Genomic DNA, 17,689 nt, shown 5'->3' with positions numbered 1-17,689 from the left:
CAACCATCCTTCGACGAGGTCTGTTCTCACGTGGCGGAGCCACTTTCTCCTTCGGCGAGTGCTCTCGCACGCAAAATGAGTGGTACCGCTCTGAGGCCGATATGATGCTTGTATACCGACGATATGCAAGCAAGGGGTTCGTGTTGCCGTCCGGACGTGAAGTCGCTTACGCCCACCTCAAGGACACCGTCCTGAGCGACCCCAGCATGCAGGGGCAGTTCGTCAACGAACAGGCCCTCGCCGACGAGATCGGCGTGTCGCGCACGCCCATCCGCGAAGCCCTGCTGCTGCTGGCCGCCGAGGAGCTGGTGCAGCTGGTGCCCAAGCGCGGGGCCTACATCGCGCCCGTCGGCGGCCGGGAGATCGGCGAGCTGTTCGAGATCCGGGCGATGATCGAGTGCTACGCCGCGCGCCGGGCCGTCGAGCTCGACGCGGTGCCGCTGGAGGAGATGCGCAGGCACCTCGACGAGCAGCGCGAGCTCGGCGAGGAGCAGGCGCGCGAGTTCATCGACCACGACCACCGCTTCCACTCGGCGCTGGTGGCGGCCGTCGGCAACGAGATGCTGTCCAAGACCTACGACGGCCTGCGCGCCCGCCAGGTCCGGGCCGGCGTCGAGGCGCTGTTCCGGTCCGACGGGCGGCGCAAGTCCGTGCTGGCCGAGCACGAGGCGATCGTCTCGGCGCTCGCCGCGGGCGACCCGGAGGCCGCGACCGCGGCGATCACCGAGCACCTCAGCGCGACCCGGCAGGTGCTGCAGTCCGGCTGAGCACCAGGCCCACCAGCGTCACCACGCAGGTCGCCGCCAGGTAGCAGGCGGGCGCGACCCAGGTGTCGAAGTAGGCGTAGAGCGAGGTGAAAAGCAGCGGCGCCAGCGCTCCGCCGATGATCCCGGCCAGCGTGTAGGCGAGCGAGGACCCGGTGGCGCGCAGCTCCGGGCTGAACTGCTCGGCGATGAACGCCGCCTGCGGCCCGTACATCAGCGCGTGCCAGATCAGCCCGACGATCACGCCGAAGATCAGCGGCCCGGCGGAACCGCCGCCGACCAGCGGGAAGAAGACGAACGGCCACACCAGTCCGCCGACCGCGCCGATCGCGTAGATCCGCCGGCGTCCGAACCGGTCCGACAGCGCGCCCGCCAGCGGCATCAGGAACAGCTGCAGCGAGGAGCCGAGCATGACGCCGGTGACCGCCCAGCTCTTGGGCACGTCCAGCTGCTGGGTGGCGTAGGTGAGCACGAAGACGGTGAACAGCGCGTAGAGCACGTCCGGGCCGACGCGGGAGAGGATGCCGGAGATCAGCGCGCGGGGTTCGCGGGTGAGGACCTCGCGCACCGGGGCTCCCGCCTGCTCGCCCTTCTGCTGGATCTCCTGGAAGACAGGGGTTTCCTCCAGCTTGACGCGGATCCACAGGCCGAAGACCACCAGCACGGCCGAGAGCAGGAACGCCACGCGCCAGCCCCAGGACATGAACTGCTCGGAGGTCAGTCCCGCGGCCAGTCCGGCGAGGACGCCGTTGGCGAGGAGGTTCCCGGCGGGCGGGCCGATCTGGGCGGCCGAGGCCCAGAAGCCGCGGTGCTCGTCGCTGCCGTACTCGCTGGACAGCAGCACCGCGCCGCCCCACTCGCCGCCGATGCCCACGCCCTGGGCGAAGCGCAGCACGACCAGCAGCACCGCGCCGAGCGCGCCGACCTGGCCGTGGGTGGGCAGCAGTCCGATGAGGACGGTGGAGATCCCGGTGATCAGCAGCGTGATCACCAGGACCTGCTTGCGGCCGAGGACGTCGCCGAGCCGGCCGAAGACGAATCCGCCCAGCGGGCGGGAGACGTAGCCGACGGCGTAGGTGGAGAACGCCAGCAGGGTTCCCGACAGCGGGTCGTGGCTGGGGAAGAACAGCTGGCCGAACACCAGGGCCGAGGCGACGGAGTAGGCGGCGAAGTCGTACCACTCCAGGGACGTTCCGCTCAGGCTCGCCACGAAGGCCTTGATCAGGTCCTTGCGCGCCGGTCTGGCGGCTGTCGCGTTCGTCATGGGCTCCCTCGATTTTCCAGGTGCACCGGCAAAGTGTGATACGAACTGTATACAAGAAGTATGCCGAATGGGAGGGTTGCTGTGTTTCCGCTTCGTTTCGACGTCGCAGGCCGGACCGTCGAGGTCACGGTGAAGACGCTGCTCAACGCCGGTTACGCCGGTCGCAGCCAGGAGGACGTGGCCGCTCACGTCGCCGAGCTCGCCGAGCTCGGCGTGCCCGCCCCGACCCGCACGCCCTGCCTGTACCCCGTGGCGCCGTACCTGGCGATGCAGGCCGACGTGGTCCCGGTCCAGCACGGCCGGACCTCCGGCGAGGCCGAGTGGGCGCTGGTGATCACCGACGACGACGTGCTGCTCACGGTCGCCTGCGACCACACCGACCGCGAGCTGGAGGTGCACGGAGTCGCCTGGAGCAAGCAGGCCGGCCCCGACGTCCTCGGCCGGAAGGCCTGGCGCCTGGCCGACGTCGAGGACCACCTCGACGAGATCACCCTCACGGCCTGGGCGGGCGGCGAGAAGATCCAGGACGGCACCCTCGCGGACCTCCTCACCCCGCGCTACTGGCTCGACGAGCTCCGCGCCCGGGGTCTCGCCGAACCCGGCACCGTCCTCATCTCCGGCACCATCCCGATGACCCCCGACGTCGACCAGTTCGCCCCCACCTGGCGGGTCGACCTCACCGACCCCCGCACCTCGGACACCATCACCTGCTCCTACGAGGTGCACCAGATGCCACGACCCGTGGCCTGACGGTCCCCGCGATCAGTCCTGTTCGGAACGTCCCCGGCTCGGTGGCCGGATTACTCCCGTTTTCCGGACCCGGATTCCGGGAGTAATCCGGGGCCGGAAAACGGGAGTAATCCGGCGCTCGCCCGCGGCCGGGGGTTGGGGGAGGAAGATCTCATGGTTATTGAGAAAGTTTTGCAATAGCCCTTATGGTGCGTGTGTGCTGAAACGTCGGAGTTGGGTCGTCGGGTTATCGGTGGTGGGGGTCGTCGTCGCCGGGTGTTCGGTTCCTTCGGAGCCCGGATCGGGTGAGGGGGCCGGGGCGATGTTGCTGGCCGACGGGTACGAGCCGGAGAGCTTGAACCCGCTGCTCGGGTACGGGGTCGAGGGGGCCGCGAAGTTCTACGACGGGCTGCTGGCCTTCGACGGGCGGGAGGAGTTGCGGCCCGCTCTCGCGACCGAAGCGCCGCAGGCCAACGCCGACGCCACCAGCTGGACCGTGAAGCTGCGGGACGGCGTGCGGTTCCACGACGGGACCCCATTCGACGCCGAGGACGTCGTGGCCACCTACCGGGCCGCGATCGACCCGGCCTACGCCTCGACCGTGTCCTCCGACTACGACATGCTCGCCGACGTCCAGGCCGTCGACCCGCACACCGTGCGCTTCGACCTGAAGTTCCCCTACTCGGCCTGGCCGTCGAAGCTGGTGCTGGGCATCCTCCCGGACGAGGCGCTGAAAACCCCCGCCCCGCAGGAGAACTCGCCGCTGAACACGCGTCCCGTCGGTACCGGTCCGTACCAGCTCGTCGAGTGGCGCCAAGGCGACCAGATGACCTGGCGCGCCAACCCCGGCTACTGGGGCGGCCCGCCGGCCGTGCACGACATCACCGTCGTGTTCGCCAAGGACGACAACACCCGCGCCCAGCGATTAGCGGCCGGTGAGTTCGACGGCACCGTGCTGCCCCCGGTGCTCGCCGAATCCGCCGCGCGCGACGGCTTCCGCGTCGTGCACCACGAAACCGCCGACTACCGCAGCATCGCGCTGCCCAACGGCCACCCCGTCGCCGGTGACCGCGCCGTGCGCACGGCGCTGAACCTCGCCGTGGACCGCGAGGGCATGATCAAGGCGCTGCTCGGCGGTCACGGAAAACCCGCCCACGCCCCGATCCCGCCGTCGATGGGCGCCAGCCACGAGCCCGCCGCGACCTTCCCGCACGACCCGCGGCAGGCGGCCCGGATCCTCGACGACGCGGGCTGGCGCGTCGGCTCCGACGGCATCCGCGAGCGCAACGGCACCCGCGCGAAGTTCACCGTCCTGTACTTCGCCGACGACAGCCTCCGCCGCGACCTGGCAACGGGTTTCGCCTCCGACGCCCGCGAGATCGGCATCGAGGTCGAGCTCGCCGGGGTGGACCGCTCCGCGGTCGCCGGCCGGTTGAACACCGACGGCATCGTGCTCGGCGGCGGCAACCCGATCGACCCGGACGCCCAGGTGTACTCCAGCCTGAGCTCCTCGGTGATCGGCACCGGGACCTACAACAACCCTGGTCAGTACCGCAACGCCGAGGTCGACGCCGCGCTGGACTCGGCCCGCCGCGAACTGGACCCGGCCCGCCGCGCCGAGTTCTACCGGCAGGCCCAGCGCGCCTACGTCGCCGACCCGGGCCTGGTGTACCTGGCGTTCATCGACCACAGCTACGTGCTGCGCGACGGCGACCACACCGGCTACCAGGCGCCGGTCGAGCCGCACACCCACGGCACCACCTGGGGTCCGTGGTGGAACGTCGAGACCTGGAAGCCGCGCGCATGACCCGGGCCATCGGGCGCCTGGTGCTGCGGCGCCTCGCGTTCGCCGTCCCGGTGCTGGTGATCGTCGCGCTCGGCGTGTTCCTGCTCGCCGCGGCCTCGCCGTTCGACCCGGTCGACCAGTACTTCGGGGTGCGGTTGTTCACCGCCTCGGCCGCCGACGTGGCGCGGGTGCGCGCCGAGCTCGGCCTCGACCGGCCGGTGCTGGTGCAGTTCTGGCAGTGGTTCGGCGGAGTGCTCACCGGCGACCTCGGGGTGTCGCGGTCGATGCGCCAACCGGTCGCGCAGGTCGTCGCCGAGCGGTTGCCGTGGACGGCGCTGCTGGCGGCCACCGGGCTCGCGTTCGCGGTGGTGTTCGCGCTGGTCGGCGGCACGATCGCGGCCTGGCGCCAGGGAGGTGCCGTCGACCGGCTGGTCACCGCGGTCGGCCACGCCCTGGAGGGCGTGCCGCCGTTCGTGCTGGCGCTGCTGTCGATCGCGGTGTTCTCGCTGGGCCTGGGCTGGCTGCCGGTGGCGGGCCTGACCGACGCCGGTGAGCAGGCGACGTTCGCGCAGATCGCCGAGCACCTAGTGCTGCCCGCGCTGGTGCTCGGGATCTCGCAGACCCCGTGGCTGGTGCTGCACGTCCGGCAGTCGATGCTGAGCTCGCTGGCCGAGGACCACGTCACCGGGGCCCGGGCGCGCGGTCTCGCCGAGCGGGTCGTGGTGCTGCGCCACGCCCTGCCCACCGCGCTGCTGCCGTTCGTGACCCTCGTCGGCGCCCGCATCCCGGAGCTGGTCACCGGAACGGTGCTGGTCGAGGAGGTCTTCTCCTGGCCGGGCCTGGCCGGAGCCGTGGTCACCGCCGCGACCGCCGTGGACTACCCGCTGCTGGCGATGGTCACGCTGGTGGCCACCGCGGCGGTGCTGCTGGGCTCGCTGCTGGCCGACGTCGCCGCGATCGCGGCCGACCCGAGGGTGGCCGCCGATGGCTGAGCTGACCTGGAAACCCGCGGGCCGCGCCGGCGTCACCCGCGCCCGCCCGCGCACCCGGTTGCGCGCGTCGCTGGCGGTCCTGGCGCTGCTGGTGCTCGGCGCCGCGGTCGTGCCGGTGCTGCTGGGCGGCCGGGCGGTGAGCTACGAGGAGATCCGCCTCGCACCGGGCCTCGCGCATCCCTTCGGCACCGACTCCAACGGCCGAGACCTGTTCGCCCAGTCGATGGCCGGGCTGCGGGTGTCGCTGCTGGTGGCCGCGTTCAGCGCGCTGGTGTCCACGGTGCTCGGATCGCTGGTCGGCGTGGTGGCGGGCGGTCTCGGCGGCTGGCCCGACCGGCTGCTGATGCGGCTGGTCGACACCGTGAACTCGGTGCCGCACCTGCTGCTCGGCGTCGTCATCGTCGCGCTCTACCGAGGGAGCTTGGTGGCGGTGATCTGCTCGATCGCGCTGACGCACTGGACCACGGTGGCGCGGGTCGTGCGCTCCGAGGTGCTGTCGCTGCGGCAGCGGCCGCACGTCGACGCCGCCATCGCGGGCGGGTCGTCGCGGGCGCGGATCCTGCGCAGGCACCTGCTGCCGGCGATCGTGCCGCAGGCGGCGCTCTCGGCGGTGCTGCTGGTGCCGCACGCCGTGTGGCACGAGACCGCGCTGAGCTTCCTGGGCCTGGGACTGCCGCCGCACCTGGCCAGCATCGGAACCCTCCTCGGCGACGGCCGCGACGCCGTGCTGCTGGGCGCCTGGTGGATCGTGCTGTTCCCGTCGGCCCTGTTGGTGGCCACCACGCTGGCGGTGTCCGGCCTGGCGGCGACCTGGCGGGACCGGATCGTGCCGCGTCGACGATCGGAGCTGTCGCTGTGACCGACCTGCGTGCCCCCGAGACGACGGATCTGCTGACGCTGCAACGCCTCTCGGTCCGGTTCCGGCTGCCGCGCGGGGTGCTGGTGCGCGCCGTCAGCGACGCCGCGCTGCGGTTGCGGCCCGGTCGCGTGCTGGCGCTCGTCGGCGAATCCGGTTGCGGCAAGTCGGTTCTGGCCTCGGCGCTGCTGGGACTGCTGCCCGGCAACGCCGAAACCCGCGGCCAGGCCCTGCTCGACGACGGCACCGATCTGCTGTCGGCCCCGGAACCGCTGCTGGCCGGGAGGATCCGTGGTCGCCGCATCGGCTTGGTGCCCCAGTCGGCGAGCACGCACCTCACGCCGGTGCGGACCGCGCGCGCCCAGCTCGCCGAGACCGCGCAGGCGCTGCGCGGACCCGCCGACGCCGACGAGCTCGCCCGCCGGGTCGGCCTCGACCCCGCCGACCTGGACCGCTACCCGCACGAGCTCTCCGGCGGGATGGCGCAGCGGGTCGCGCTCGCGCTGGCCCTGGCCGGAGATCCGCGGATCGTCCTGGCCGACGAGCCGACCACCGGGCTGGACCGGCCGCTGGTGCACCGCACCGTCGACCTGCTGGCCGAGGCCGCCGCCGACGGCCGCGCGGTCCTGCTCATCACCCACGACCTGGCCGCCGCGCGGCGCGTGGCCACCGACGTCGCCGTGATGTACGCCAGCCGCATCGTCGAGGCGGGACCGGCCGAGGAGGTGCTGGGCGAGCCCTGGCACCCCTACACCGCGGGGCTGCTCGCGGCCCTGCCGGAGGGCGGTTTCGAGCCGATCCCGGGCCACCCGCCGTCGTTGACCGAACTCGACCGCATCGAAGGGGAGTGGGGCTGCGTGTACTGCCAACGCCGTCCGGACCAGCCCGGATTCGCGCCCTGCACGGGAGATCCGGAACTGCTCAACCGCGGCGAGCGGTGGATCGCCGCCCACGCGCCGTGCTGAGCGCCACCGACGTCGTGGTCGGGTACCGGCGCGGCAGGCCGGTCCTCGACGGCGCGAGCATCGATCTCGCCGAGGGCGAGGTGCTGGGGCTGGCGGGCCCCAGCGGGTCGGGCAAGTCGACGCTGGGGCGCGTGCTGGCGCTGCTGCACCGGCCGTGGTCCGGACGGGTGTCGCTCGATGGCGCTGACATCACGGGTTTCCGGCACCGCACACCTCCGGAAACGCGAAAGGCGATCGGCATCGTCTTCCAGCACCCGCGTCCGGCCGTCGATCCCCGTTTCACGCTCCGCGACATCATCGCCGAACCGCTGCGCGCTCGCGGCGAAACCGGTGACATCGCCGAGATCGCCGACGAGGTGGGCCTCACCGACGAGCTCCTCACGCGTCGGCCGCACGAGGTCAGCGACGGCCAGCTGCAGCGCGCCTGCCTGGCCCGCGCGCTGGCCCCGCGGCCCCGCTACCTGGTGTGCGACGAGATGACGGCCATGCTCGACGCCTCCACGACCGCCGCTCTCGTGCGCGTCGTGGACCGGCAAACCCGGGAACACGACACGGGGGTGCTGGCCATCAGCCACGACGAGGCGCTGCTGACCCGATGGGCGGACCGTGTGCTTCAAGTATCCGAGTTGATATGACATTGTGGCGCAATGCGGTGCTCGGGGAGCCGCTCGAAGAAGTACGAACGACCCTCAGGAGCATGACGTGAGCGAGCAAGAAGGCACCACCTTCGTCCAGTGGCGAGAGCGCGTGCACACCGAATCCGACGGTGGCAACCCGCAGATGCGCCTGATCATGATGGTGGCGGCCGCTGTCGTGGTCACCGGGATCCTCGTCGGCACCATCGTCCTGATGCTGTCCTGATTCTTCTTCAAATCGAGCGATGTGCTTGGCGGCGCGGGTAGCGGAACCTGACACGCCTTCCGGCTCCGGGATCCGCGACTGATGTACGTCCAGTACGCGGCGCTGCGGCTGTCCTCACCAGAAGACGTGTCAGAACCCGCGGCGGTGCCGGTTGCTCGCTCGGGGCAAGGAGAGAGCGGCTTCGCCGCTTGCCCGACGGATCAGTCGACCTTGCGCCAGTGCTGCTTCTTGTGGCCGTCGCGGAGGACGATTCCCTGTTCCGCTAGTTGAGTTCGCAGTAGCGCGGCCTCCTTGTGGTCGCGCCTGCGCAACGCCCGGTCGCGCTCGGCCATGAGGGTGTTCACCCGCAGCGAGAGCTTCGGGGTCTCCTCGGTCCAGAGCTCGTAGCGGCCCGCGTAGGGGTCGGAATCGCGCCAGGCGTAGCCGTGCGCGCGGAACGCGTCGCGCAGCGCCAGCCGGTCCAGGCCCGACTTCCGGCGCGCCAGCTCGGCGCCGGTGTCGTCCAGCAGGACCAGGTGCCCGCGTTCGGTGAACACCGCGTCGACGTCGCCGCCGGGGATCTCGTGCGCGTGCCGCCCGGTCGCCAGCACCACCTGCTCGCCGCCCACCGTCACCGTCAGCCGCTCCTGCGCGAACAGGCCCGCGAAGCCCAGGCCGATGAGCGCGCCCAGCGCGATGGCCACCAGCATCCCCCACGGGTCCGCGCCGGAGGCGGCGAGCTCGAACACGCCCTGGAACGGTGCCCACGGCAGGCCCGCCACCCACGCCGCCACGACCCGCAGCAGGAACCCCGCCGCCGCGCCGAGCAAGGGGCAGTAGATCCACGAGCCCCGGCGCACCAGCGCGGGCGGGCGGATCGTCGTCGCGGTGGTCATGGCGCCATTATCGCGGGAGAAAGGGCCCGGGGTGCGCACACCCCGGGCCCTCCTGATCCCCCTCCTGGTCGGATCAGGCGCCTGCCTCCCGGAGCAGGACGTCCACCGCGGCGTCGTTGCGAGCGGTCTCCCGCTCGATCACGTCACCAGGTGGGTAGAAGCCGTCGAGACCGCCGCCGTTGGACGGGTACATCTCGAAGGTGAACGCCAGGATCTTGTGCTGCCCCCACATCCAGTCGAGGCTGTCGCCGTCGGTGACGTAGAGGTCGCTGGACTGCTGCGGGGTGTAGCCGTTGGTGCCGGCCATCTCGGTGCCGACGCGGGCGAAGCGGTCGTACTCCTGCTGGGTCATGCCCTCGGTGACGTCGTCGGAGGTGTGGCCGAAGGGCCACAGCACCAGCTCGGAGTAGGTGTGGAAGTCCACCGCCGCCTTGATCTGCTGGGCGCCGCCGACCACGCGGGAGTCGATGAAGTCGCGCATCGCCGCGGCCTCCGGCGAGGACCAGGCCTCGGTGCCCCGGTAGGTCTCGTCGGCGGGGTCGTCGCTGGCGCCGCCGCAGCAGCCCCACTTGAAGCCCCAGTTGCGGTTGATGTCGGTGCCCTGGGCCTGGCGGTTCTTGCGCCAGCCCTGGTACTCACCGGACTCCACGTCGTAGGACGAGCCGTCCGGGTTGACCGACGGGATGATCCAGATCTCCCGGTTGTCGACCGACTCCTTGACCGCCGGGTCCGAGTAGTTGTCGGTGAACCGCTGGGCGATGTGCAGGCACATCTCGGTGGTCAGGTGCTCGCGCGCGTGCTGGTTGCAGTCGAAGAGGACCTCGGGCTCGTCCTCGTCGGTGGCCACGTTGTCGCTGATCTTGAGCACCGGGATGTCGCGGCCCTCGAAGGACTTGCCCGCGCTGACCTTCGCGGCGAGGTCCGGGTGGTCGGCCACCGTCTTGTCGAGCTCGGCGACCATCTCGTCGTAGTTGTGGTACGCCTCATCACCGGGCGGGAAGTCGCCCGGGGCCTTGGGCTGCGCGCCGTTGCGGCGCTGCAGCGAGTCGGCGACCTTGGTCTGCTCGGTGAGCTGGAAACCGCGAGCGCGCAGCTGCTCGGCTTCCGCTGCCGTCGCCTCCACGCTGGCGACCTGGTCCTTGGTGACCCCGAGGACCTCCGCGCCGCTGCGGTTGATCTCCGTCCGGGATGCGCTGTCGGTGTGCGGGACCGAGTAGACGGCCCGCTCTTGAGCGGACGTGTCGGTCGGTTCTGCGGCCAGGCCGGCCTGAACCGGTGCCAGCAGGACGAGCCCGGCCGCCGCGGCGACCAGCGCTGCCTTGCGCCGTGAACTGAACATCGGAACTCCGATCGATCACTGGAGGTGACCACGGAAGAGTCCAAGAGGTGGGGGCCCAGGGCAACCGCATGGCGAACTATGGCCTCCGGTTGAGCGTTTTCCCATTTCACAGCTGGTCCCGACACGCCGCCGGTGTGTCGGTGTGACCCCGGGCCGGGTTCGCGGACACCGCGGGTGGGCTGCGATTACCCTGGTCGGTGTAGTTCCCCGCTCGGAAAGGTTGCTCATGCTCACCCGCTCCGACCTGCGCGGTCGTGTTCCGTCCACCGTCGAGCTGCGCGCCACGCTGCCGCGCGCCGAGATGGACGTCGAGCACGTGCTGCATCGGGTCCGGCCGGTGATCGACGACATCCGCGACCGCGGCGTCGACGCGGTGCTCGACCACACCGAGAAGTTCGACGGCGTCCGCCCCGAGCGGGTGCGCGTGCCCGCCGAGGAGCTGGCCCGCGCGCTCGACGAGCTCGACCCGACCGTGCGCTCCGCTCTGGAGGAGTCGATCGCGCGCGCCCGCCGGGTGCACGCCGACCAGCGCCGCACCGACAGCACCACCCAGGTCGTGCCCGGCGGCACCGTCACGGAGCGCTGGGTGCCGGTCGCCCGCGTCGGCCTGTACGCGCCGGGCGGGCTGGCGGTCTACCCGTCGAGCGTGATCATGAACGTGGTCCCGGCCCAGACCGCGGGTGTCGAGTCGCTGGTGGTGTGCAGCCCGCCGCAGGCCGAGTTCGGCGGCCTGCCGCACCCGACGATCCTGGCCGCCGCGCAGCTGCTCGGCGTCGAGGAGGTCTGGGCGGTCGGCGGTGCGCAGGCGGTGGCGCTGCTGGCCTACGGCGGTCACGACACCGACGGCGCGGAGCTGCTGCCCGCCGACATGGTCACCGGCCCCGGCAACGTCTACGTCACCGCCGCCAAGCGGCACCTGCGCAGCCTGATCGGCATCGACTCGGAGGCCGGGCCCACCGAGATCGCCGTGCTGGCCGACGGCACCGCCGACCCGGTGCACGTGGCCGCCGACCTGATCAGCCAGGCCGAGCACGACACGCTGGCCGCCAGCGTGCTGGTGACGACCTCCGAGGAGCTGGCCGACGCCGTCGACGCCGAGCTGGAGCGCCAGGTCGCCCAGACCAAGCACGTCGAGCGCATCCGCACCGCCCTGACCGGGCGGCAGTCCGGCTGCATCCTCGTCTCCGGCATCGACGACGGCGTCCGGGTGGTCGACGCCTACGCGGCCGAGCACCTGGAGATCCAGACCGCCGACGCCGAGGCGGTCGCCGCGCGGATCCGCAACGCGGGCGCGATCTTCGTCGGCCCGTACGCCCCGGTCTCGCTCGGCGACTACTGCGCGGGCTCCAACCACGTGCTGCCCACCGGTGGCTGCGCCCGGCACTCCTCGGGACTGAGCGTGCAGAGCTTCCTGCGCGGCATCCACGTCATCTCCTACAGCGAGCAGGCCCTGCGCGACGTCGCCGACCAGGTCGTCGCCCTGGCCGACGCCGAGGACCTGCCCGCCCACGGCCAGGCCGTGACCGCCCGCTTCTGATCTCCCCCTCCGAAGGACACCCATGAGTGACGTGCTCGGCGCCGACACGACGCTGGCCGACCTGCCGCTGCGGGACGACCTGCGCGGCCGCAGCCCCTACGGGGCGCCGCAGCTGGACGTCTCCGTCCGGCTCAACACCAACGAGAACCCCTACCCGCCGCCGCCGGAGCTGGTCGCCGACGTGACCGCCGCGGTCCAGGAGGCGGCCACCGACCTGCACCGGTACCCGGACCGCGACGCCACGGCCCTGCGCGCCGACCTCGCCGCCTACCTGACGGAGGCGACGGGCGTCGCGCTGGCGACCGAGAACGTCTGGGCCGCCAACGGTTCCAACGAGGTGCTGCAGCAGATCCTGCAGGCGTTCGGCGGGCCGGGGCGCACGGCGCTGGGCTTCGAGCCCTCCTACTCGATGCACCCGATCCTGTCGGCGGGCACCCGCACCGACTGGCTGCCCGCGCCGCGCCGGGAGGACTTCAGCCTCGACGGTGCCGAGGCGGCCCGGCTGGTCGCCGAGAAGCAGCCCGACGTGGTGTTCGTGACCAGCCCGAACAACCCGACCGGGCAGTCCATCGCGCCCGAGGACCTGCTGGCGGTCCTGGAGGTCGCTCCGGGCGTGGTCGTGGTGGACGAGGCCTACGCCGAGTTCTCCGCGCAGGCCAGCGCGGTGGAGCTGATCGAGCGGTTCCCGGCGAAGGTCATCGTCAGCCGCACCATGAGCAAGGCCTTCGCCTTCGCCGGCGGACGCCTGGGCTACCTGGCCGCCGCGCCGGCGATGATCGAGGCGTTGCTGCTGGTCAGGCTGCCGTACCACCTCTCGGCGGTCACCCAGGCCGCCGCCCGCGCGTCGCTGCGGCACGCCGAGGCGACGCTGGGGTCGGTGCGGGCGCTGATCGACGAGCGCGAGCGGGTCGTGGCCGCGCTGACCGAGCTCGGCTTCACCCCGGCGCCCAGCGACGCCAACTTCGTGCTGTTCGGGCGCTTCGCCGACGCGCACCGCGCCTGGCAGCGCTACTTGGACTCCGACGTGCTGATCCGCGACGTCGGGATCCCCGGTCACCTGCGGGTCACCATCGGCACGCCCGCCGAGAACGACGCGTTCCTGGCGGCGAGCAAGGCAGTCATCGAGGAGATCGCACGGTGAGCACTTTCCAGCCCGGCACGCGGGTCGGCCGCGTCGAGCGCACCACCAAGGAGTCGTCGGTGCTGGTCGAGCTCGACCTCGACGGCACCGGCCAGGTCGACATCGACACCACGGTCCCGTTCTACGACCACATGCTCACCGCCCTGGGCACGCACGCGGCGTTCGACCTCAAGGTCAAGTCGACCGGTGACATCCACATCGACGCGCACCACACCGTCGAGGACACCGCGATCGTGCTCGGGCAGGCGCTGCGGCAGGCGCTGGGCGACAAGAAGGGCATCCGCCGCTTCGGCGACGCCTGGATCCCGATGGACGAGACCCTCGCGCACGCCGCGGTGGACGTCTCGGGCCGCTCGTACTGCGTGATGACGGGTGAGCCGGAGGAGTACAACACCTTCACCATCGGCGGGAACTACCCGTTCGTGCTGAACCGGCACGTGTTCGAGTCGCTGGCGTTCCACTCGCAGATCAACCTGCACACGCGGGTGATCCACGGCCGGGACCCGCACCACATCGCCGAGGCCGAGTACAAGGCGATCGCCCGGGCCCTGCGCGCCGCCGTCGAGCCCGATCCCCGCTTCGCCGGAGTCGTCCCCTCCACGAAGGGCGCGCTGTAACCTCCCCGCCGCAGGCCATCACCGCAGGTGGCCGCGGTGCGGCGGAGGGTCACGTCGTTCCTCGTCGAGGTGCGGTTCACCTCCCGGCCACCTCCGGGCAGCTTCCGCGTGTCCTGACGGGGTGACGATCGGGGTGTGCCAGGTTCCTCCCGACCCGACCCCGCAGCCCTCGACACCGCTGCTGGGGCGGCGTCGTTGCCGCAGGTCGGTGGTGTCGTGGACGGGGAGGTCGTCGCGCTGCGCCTCGGCTACGTGGGGCCGGATTTCGCGCGCTTCGCCGTTCGCGGCGGGTCCGCTGAGCCGCTGCACGTGGACGTGCTCGGCGAGAAGTACGTGCCCGTCCGGTTCGGCGGGGACTACCACGTCGTGGTCGAAGGACCCGGCGGCATCCGGATGGAGCTCAGCGGCTCGCAGCGCGGTCACGCGGCCGCGGTCGACGTCCAGGCCCGGCACACCGAGCGGGGGCTCGCGCTCGAACTCCGCAACGGCGGTCCGCACGAGGTTCAGCTGGAGCTGCGGGCTCTCGCGCACATCGAGCACGAGACGCACGTCCAGGTCGCGGCGGGCGGTGCGCTGCCGCTGTTCTGGCCCGCGCCGCACGGTCACTACGACCTGGAGGCGGTGGTGGCGGAGGACGCGACGTTCCACCGCAGGATCCTCGGCAAGGCGGTGCCCGGCCTCGGTGCTTAGCGTCACCAGGGGACGGTTTTAGCCATAATCACCCATGATCGAAGTCCGTTTTATCCGGTCAATTATGGCTAAAACTGTCCCCTGGTGAGGGGTCCACCAGCGGGACCGCAACTCCGAAAACGTGGAACCGCCCCACGCGGAGGCGAGGGGCGGTTCCACGTCGGGGGTCAGACCTTCTCGGGGGTCTTCTCCTCCGGGGTGTTCTCCTCGGGGGCGGAGACACCGTCGTCGACGAACGTCTGCTCGTTGAACGGCGAGTTCCCGGTGAACACCTGCTGCATCTGGTCGCGGTCCAGCTCCTTGGTCCAGGAGCCGATGAGGACCGTGGCCACCGCGTTGCCCGCGAAGTTCGTCAGCGCGCGGGCCTCGGACATGAACCGGTCGATGCCCACGATCAGGCCGACGCCGTCTAGCAGCTCCGGCCGGTGCGACTGCAGGCCGCCGGCCAGGGTGGCCAGACCGGCGCCGCTGACGCCCGCCGCGCCCTTCGACGCGATCATCATGAACAGCAGCAGGCCGACCTGCTCGCCGATCGACAGCGGGTCGCCCAGGGCGCTGGCGATGAACAGCGACGACATCGTCAGGTAGATCATCGTGCCGTCGAGGTTGAACGAGTAGCCGGTGGGCACCGTGATGCCCACGACCGGCTTGCTCACGCCCAGGTGCTCCATCTTCGCGATCAGCCGCGGCAGCGCCGCCTCCGACGAGGACGTCGACAGGATCAGCAGGAACTCGCGGCCCAGGTAGCGCAGCAGCGAGAAGATGTTGACCCGCGCGAACAGCCACAGCACCGCGCCCAGCACGACGAAGATGAACACCGCGCACGTCGTGTAGAAGCCCAGCATGATCACCGCGAGGCCCTTGAGGGCGTCCACGCCCGTGGCGCCGACCACCGCGGCGATGGCGCCGAACGCGCCGACCGGGGCGGCCCACATGACCATCGCCAGGATCTTGAACACCAGGCGCTGGACGTGCTCGATGCCGCGCAGGATCGGCTCGCCCTTGGAGCCCATGCCCTGCAGCGCGAACCCGGCCAGCAGCGCCACCAGCAGCGTCTGCAGCACCTCGCCCTCGGTCAGGGCCGAGACCAGCGTCTTCGGGATGATCCCGATCAGGAACTCGGTGGTGCTCTGCGATTCCTCACCGGCCTGCTCGGCGCCCGAGCCGCGCAGCGCGTCGGTGATCTGCAGGCCCTCTCCCGGGTGCAGCACGTTGCCGACGATCAGGCCGATGACCAGCGCGACCACCGACATGATCATGAAGTAGGCGAGCGCCAGGCCGCCCACCCGGCCGACCTTGGCGGCCTTGCGGACGGAGCCGACGCCGAGCACGATCGTGCAGAAGATGATCGGCGAGATCATCATCTTGATCAGGTTGACGAAGCCGGTGCCCAGCGGTTTGAGGGCCTTGCCGACGTCGGGGGCGACGAATCCGACGACGATGCCCGCCACCACGGCGACGATCACCGCGATGTAGAGGTAATGCGTTCTGTCCCGACGTTTCGTCGGCGCAGCATCATTGCTTGCCACTGTTGAACTCCTTGCGGGGCCGGTGCCTCCGGGTCACGGACGACTCACCGTGCGTGTCCCAGGTCACGGGAAGATCTGGTCGGAGACTATGCGAGCTTTGTATCAACGCCGTCTCGCTTCTGTTCATTGTGTTCACACCGGCGACATGAGTGAGTGATGTCCAGATACCGAAACCGGTTCGCCCCGAGGTGGAGCCTGGCCCGCCAGCTGTTCGTGCTCCAGATCGTCGTCGTGGCCGTCGTCGTGCTCGCCGGAGCGGGTCTGGCCTGGTACGACGCCGACCGCCGCACCACCGAGGCCGCGCGCGGCGAGGTCGTGGCCGTGGCCCGCACGCTGGCCGACCAGCCCGCGGTGGCCGACGCCCTGGTCGGGCCGGACCCGACCGCGACCCTGCAGCCGCTGGCCGAGCGGATCCGCGCCGACACCCGGGTCGACTTCATCACGATCATGTCCCCGCAGGGCATCCGCTACACCCACCCCGACCCGTCCCGGATCGGGAAGCCGTTCCGCGGCAACATCGACCCGACCCGGATGCTCGTCGAGACCTACACCGGCACGCTCGGCCCGTCGGTGCGCGCGGTCGTGCCCGTCTACCGCGATTCCCGGCTGGTGGGACTGGTGGCCGACGGCATCACCGTGCGCGTGCTCACCGACGAGCTGCGCAGGCAGCTGACCGTGCTGCTGCTCGTGGCGGGCGGTGCGCTGCTGCTCGGCGGGGTGCTGACCTACCTGGTGAACGCGCGGATCCGGCGGCACACCCACGGCATGCGCCCGGCGGAGCTGTCCCGGATGTACGAGTACCACGACGCGATCCTGCACGCGGTCCGCGAAGGACTGCTGCTGGTGGCGCCGGACGGGCGCGTGACCTTGTGCAACGATGGCGCCGCTGTGCTGCTGTCGCTGGATTCCGCCGAGGTCGAGGGCGAGCAGGTGTCCGCGCTGGACCTGCCGCCGTCCCTGGTGGACGCCCTCGGCCGCCGCGCGGTCCGCGACGAGGTGCACCTCACCGACGACCGCGTGCTGCTGGTCAACGTGTCCCCGGTGCGCAGCGACGGCCGCGAGCTCGGCACCGTCGTGACGCTGCGGGACCACACCGAGCTGCAGGCGCTCAGCGGCGAGCTCGACTCGATGCGCGGCTTCGCCGAGTCGCTGCGCTCGCAGGCCCACGAGTCCGCGAACCGGCTGCACACCGTCGTCTCGCTGATCGAGCTCGGCCGCACCGAGGAGGCCGTCGGGTTCGCCACCTCCGAACTGGACCTCGCGCAGCGGCTCACGGATCAGGTCGTCGGCGCCGTCGGCGAGCCGGTGCTGGCGGCGCTGCTGCTGGGCAAGAGCGCCGAGGCGGGGGAGCGCGGCGTGGAGGTCGTGCTCGGCGAGGACACCGAGGTCGACGACGCGGCGCTGGAGCACCTCGAAACCCGGGACCTGGTGACGATCCTGGGCAACCTCATCGACAACGCCGTGGAAGCGGTGGCCGACCGGCCGAACCCGCGCGTCGAGGTCACGTTGCGGTCCACATCGGACGGTGTGCTGATCCGGGTCGCCGACAACGGTCCCGGCGTGCCCGCCGACGCCGACGAGCTGTTCCGGCGCGGCTGGTCGACGAAGCCCGGGGACCGCGGGCTCGGGCTGGCGCTGGTCGGGCAGAGCGTGCGGCGGCACGGCGGCACCATCGACGTCGGCGGCGAGGACGGCGCGGTGTTCACCGTGCGGTTGCCGGGGGTGGCGCGATGATCCCGGGGGT

The 17,689-nt window shown here is 71.4% G+C and carries 17 protein-coding genes; 13 read left to right on the top strand and 4 right to left on the bottom strand.

All coding sequences use genetic code 11. The annotated features are described in order from the left end of the window. The first annotated feature begins 143 nt into the window (after window positions 1-143). Window positions 144-767: a GntR family transcriptional regulator gene (locus tag QFW96_RS06855; protein ID WP_281454706.1), complete on the top strand. Its 624-nt coding sequence runs from the start codon at window positions 144-146 to the stop codon at window positions 765-767. Here QFW96_RS06855 and QFW96_RS06850 read toward each other — a convergent pair. Next, window positions 733-2,028, bottom strand: coding sequence for an MFS transporter (locus tag QFW96_RS06850; RefSeq protein WP_281454705.1), 1,296 nt, complete (start codon window positions 2,026-2,028; stop codon window positions 733-735). The two genes, QFW96_RS06855 and QFW96_RS06850, sit on opposite strands and share 35 nt — an antisense overlap. Window positions 2,029-2,109: 81 nt before the next feature. Between QFW96_RS06850 and QFW96_RS06845 the strand changes: the two genes are divergently transcribed. The 7 genes from QFW96_RS06845 to QFW96_RS06815 all read left to right on the top strand — a co-directional run bounded on the left by QFW96_RS06845 (window position 2,110) and on the right by QFW96_RS06815 (window position 8,217). Next, on the top strand, window positions 2,110-2,778 hold the full coding sequence (locus QFW96_RS06845) for a DUF2848 domain-containing protein (RefSeq protein WP_281454704.1): 669 nt from the start codon (window positions 2,110-2,112) through the stop codon (window positions 2,776-2,778). A gap of 301 nt (window positions 2,779-3,079) precedes the next feature. Then, entirely contained in the window at window positions 3,080-4,564 is a 1,485-nt protein-coding gene (locus QFW96_RS06840; RefSeq protein ID WP_281454703.1) for an ABC transporter substrate-binding protein, read from the top strand. Continuing rightward, window positions 4,528-5,535: an ABC transporter permease gene (locus QFW96_RS06835; RefSeq protein ID WP_281454702.1), complete on the top strand. Its 1,008-nt coding sequence runs from the start codon at window positions 4,528-4,530 to the stop codon at window positions 5,533-5,535. The genes QFW96_RS06840 and QFW96_RS06835 overlap by 37 nt, the downstream gene beginning before the upstream one ends. Next, the gene (locus QFW96_RS06830) at window positions 5,528-6,394 is read left to right on the top strand and encodes an ABC transporter permease (protein WP_281454701.1); all 867 of its coding nucleotides are present in this window, start codon (window positions 5,528-5,530) and stop codon (window positions 6,392-6,394) included. The genes QFW96_RS06835 and QFW96_RS06830 overlap by 8 nt, the downstream gene beginning before the upstream one ends. Continuing rightward, window positions 6,391-7,356 (top strand): ABC transporter ATP-binding protein, encoded by a 966-nt coding sequence (locus tag QFW96_RS06825; RefSeq protein WP_281454700.1) that lies wholly within the window; start codon window positions 6,391-6,393, stop codon window positions 7,354-7,356. Before QFW96_RS06830 ends, QFW96_RS06825 begins: the two co-directional genes overlap by 4 nt. Beyond that, window positions 7,329-7,991 (top strand): ABC transporter ATP-binding protein, encoded by a 663-nt coding sequence (locus QFW96_RS06820; protein ID WP_281454699.1) that lies wholly within the window; start codon window positions 7,329-7,331, stop codon window positions 7,989-7,991. Before QFW96_RS06825 ends, QFW96_RS06820 begins: the two co-directional genes overlap by 28 nt. A 67-nt stretch (window positions 7,992-8,058) precedes the next feature. Then, the gene (locus QFW96_RS06815; protein ID WP_281454698.1) at window positions 8,059-8,217 is read left to right on the top strand and encodes a hypothetical protein; all 159 of its coding nucleotides are present in this window, start codon (window positions 8,059-8,061) and stop codon (window positions 8,215-8,217) included. Between the two features lie 200 nt (window positions 8,218-8,417). Here QFW96_RS06815 and QFW96_RS06810 read toward each other — a convergent pair whose 3' ends face one another. Further along, complete coding sequence (locus QFW96_RS06810) at window positions 8,418-9,092, bottom strand: YqeB family protein (protein ID WP_281454697.1); 675 nt, start codon at window positions 9,090-9,092, stop codon at window positions 8,418-8,420. A gap of 73 nt (window positions 9,093-9,165) precedes the next feature. Then, window positions 9,166-10,431, bottom strand: a complete 1,266-nt coding sequence (locus tag QFW96_RS06805; protein WP_281454696.1) for a M14 family metallopeptidase — start codon at window positions 10,429-10,431, stop codon at window positions 9,166-9,168. 226 nt (window positions 10,432-10,657) lie between these two features. On the opposite strand from QFW96_RS06805, the gene hisD reads away from it, so the two are divergent. From hisD to QFW96_RS06785, 4 genes are all read left to right on the top strand, one after another. Continuing rightward, complete coding sequence (hisD, locus tag QFW96_RS06800; RefSeq protein WP_281454695.1) at window positions 10,658-11,968, top strand: histidinol dehydrogenase; 1,311 nt, start codon at window positions 10,658-10,660, stop codon at window positions 11,966-11,968. Between the two features lie 22 nt (window positions 11,969-11,990). Then, window positions 11,991-13,109 (top strand): histidinol-phosphate transaminase, encoded by a 1,119-nt coding sequence (locus QFW96_RS06795; RefSeq protein ID WP_281454694.1) that lies wholly within the window; start codon window positions 11,991-11,993, stop codon window positions 13,107-13,109. Then, window positions 13,106-13,726: an imidazoleglycerol-phosphate dehydratase HisB gene (gene hisB, locus QFW96_RS06790; protein WP_281454693.1), complete on the top strand. Its 621-nt coding sequence runs from the start codon at window positions 13,106-13,108 to the stop codon at window positions 13,724-13,726. Before QFW96_RS06795 ends, hisB begins: the two co-directional genes overlap by 4 nt. A 135-nt stretch (window positions 13,727-13,861) precedes the next feature. Next, a complete protein-coding gene (locus QFW96_RS06785; protein ID WP_281454692.1) occupies window positions 13,862-14,416 on the top strand; it encodes a phospholipase domain-containing protein in 555 nt (184 codons plus the stop codon). Window positions 14,417-14,583: 167 nt separating this feature from the next. On the opposite strand, the gene QFW96_RS06780 is transcribed toward QFW96_RS06785, so the two are convergent. Then, on the bottom strand, window positions 14,584-15,945 hold the full coding sequence (locus QFW96_RS06780) for a cation:dicarboxylate symporter family transporter (RefSeq protein ID WP_281454691.1): 1,362 nt from the start codon (window positions 15,943-15,945) through the stop codon (window positions 14,584-14,586). 156 nt (window positions 15,946-16,101) lie between these two features. Here QFW96_RS06780 and QFW96_RS06775 point away from each other — a divergent pair, with 156 nt between their 5' ends. Next, the gene (locus QFW96_RS06775; RefSeq protein WP_281454690.1) at window positions 16,102-17,679 is read left to right on the top strand and encodes a sensor histidine kinase; all 1,578 of its coding nucleotides are present in this window, start codon (window positions 16,102-16,104) and stop codon (window positions 17,677-17,679) included. Window positions 17,680-17,689: the final 10 nt, after the last annotated feature.

Source organism: Saccharopolyspora ipomoeae (assembly GCF_029952525.1).
Classification (GTDB): Bacteria; Actinomycetota; Actinomycetes; order Mycobacteriales; family Pseudonocardiaceae; genus Saccharopolyspora; species Saccharopolyspora ipomoeae.
Note: the sequence above shows the minus strand (reverse complement) of the source record. Positions and strands in the feature narration are given on the sequence as shown.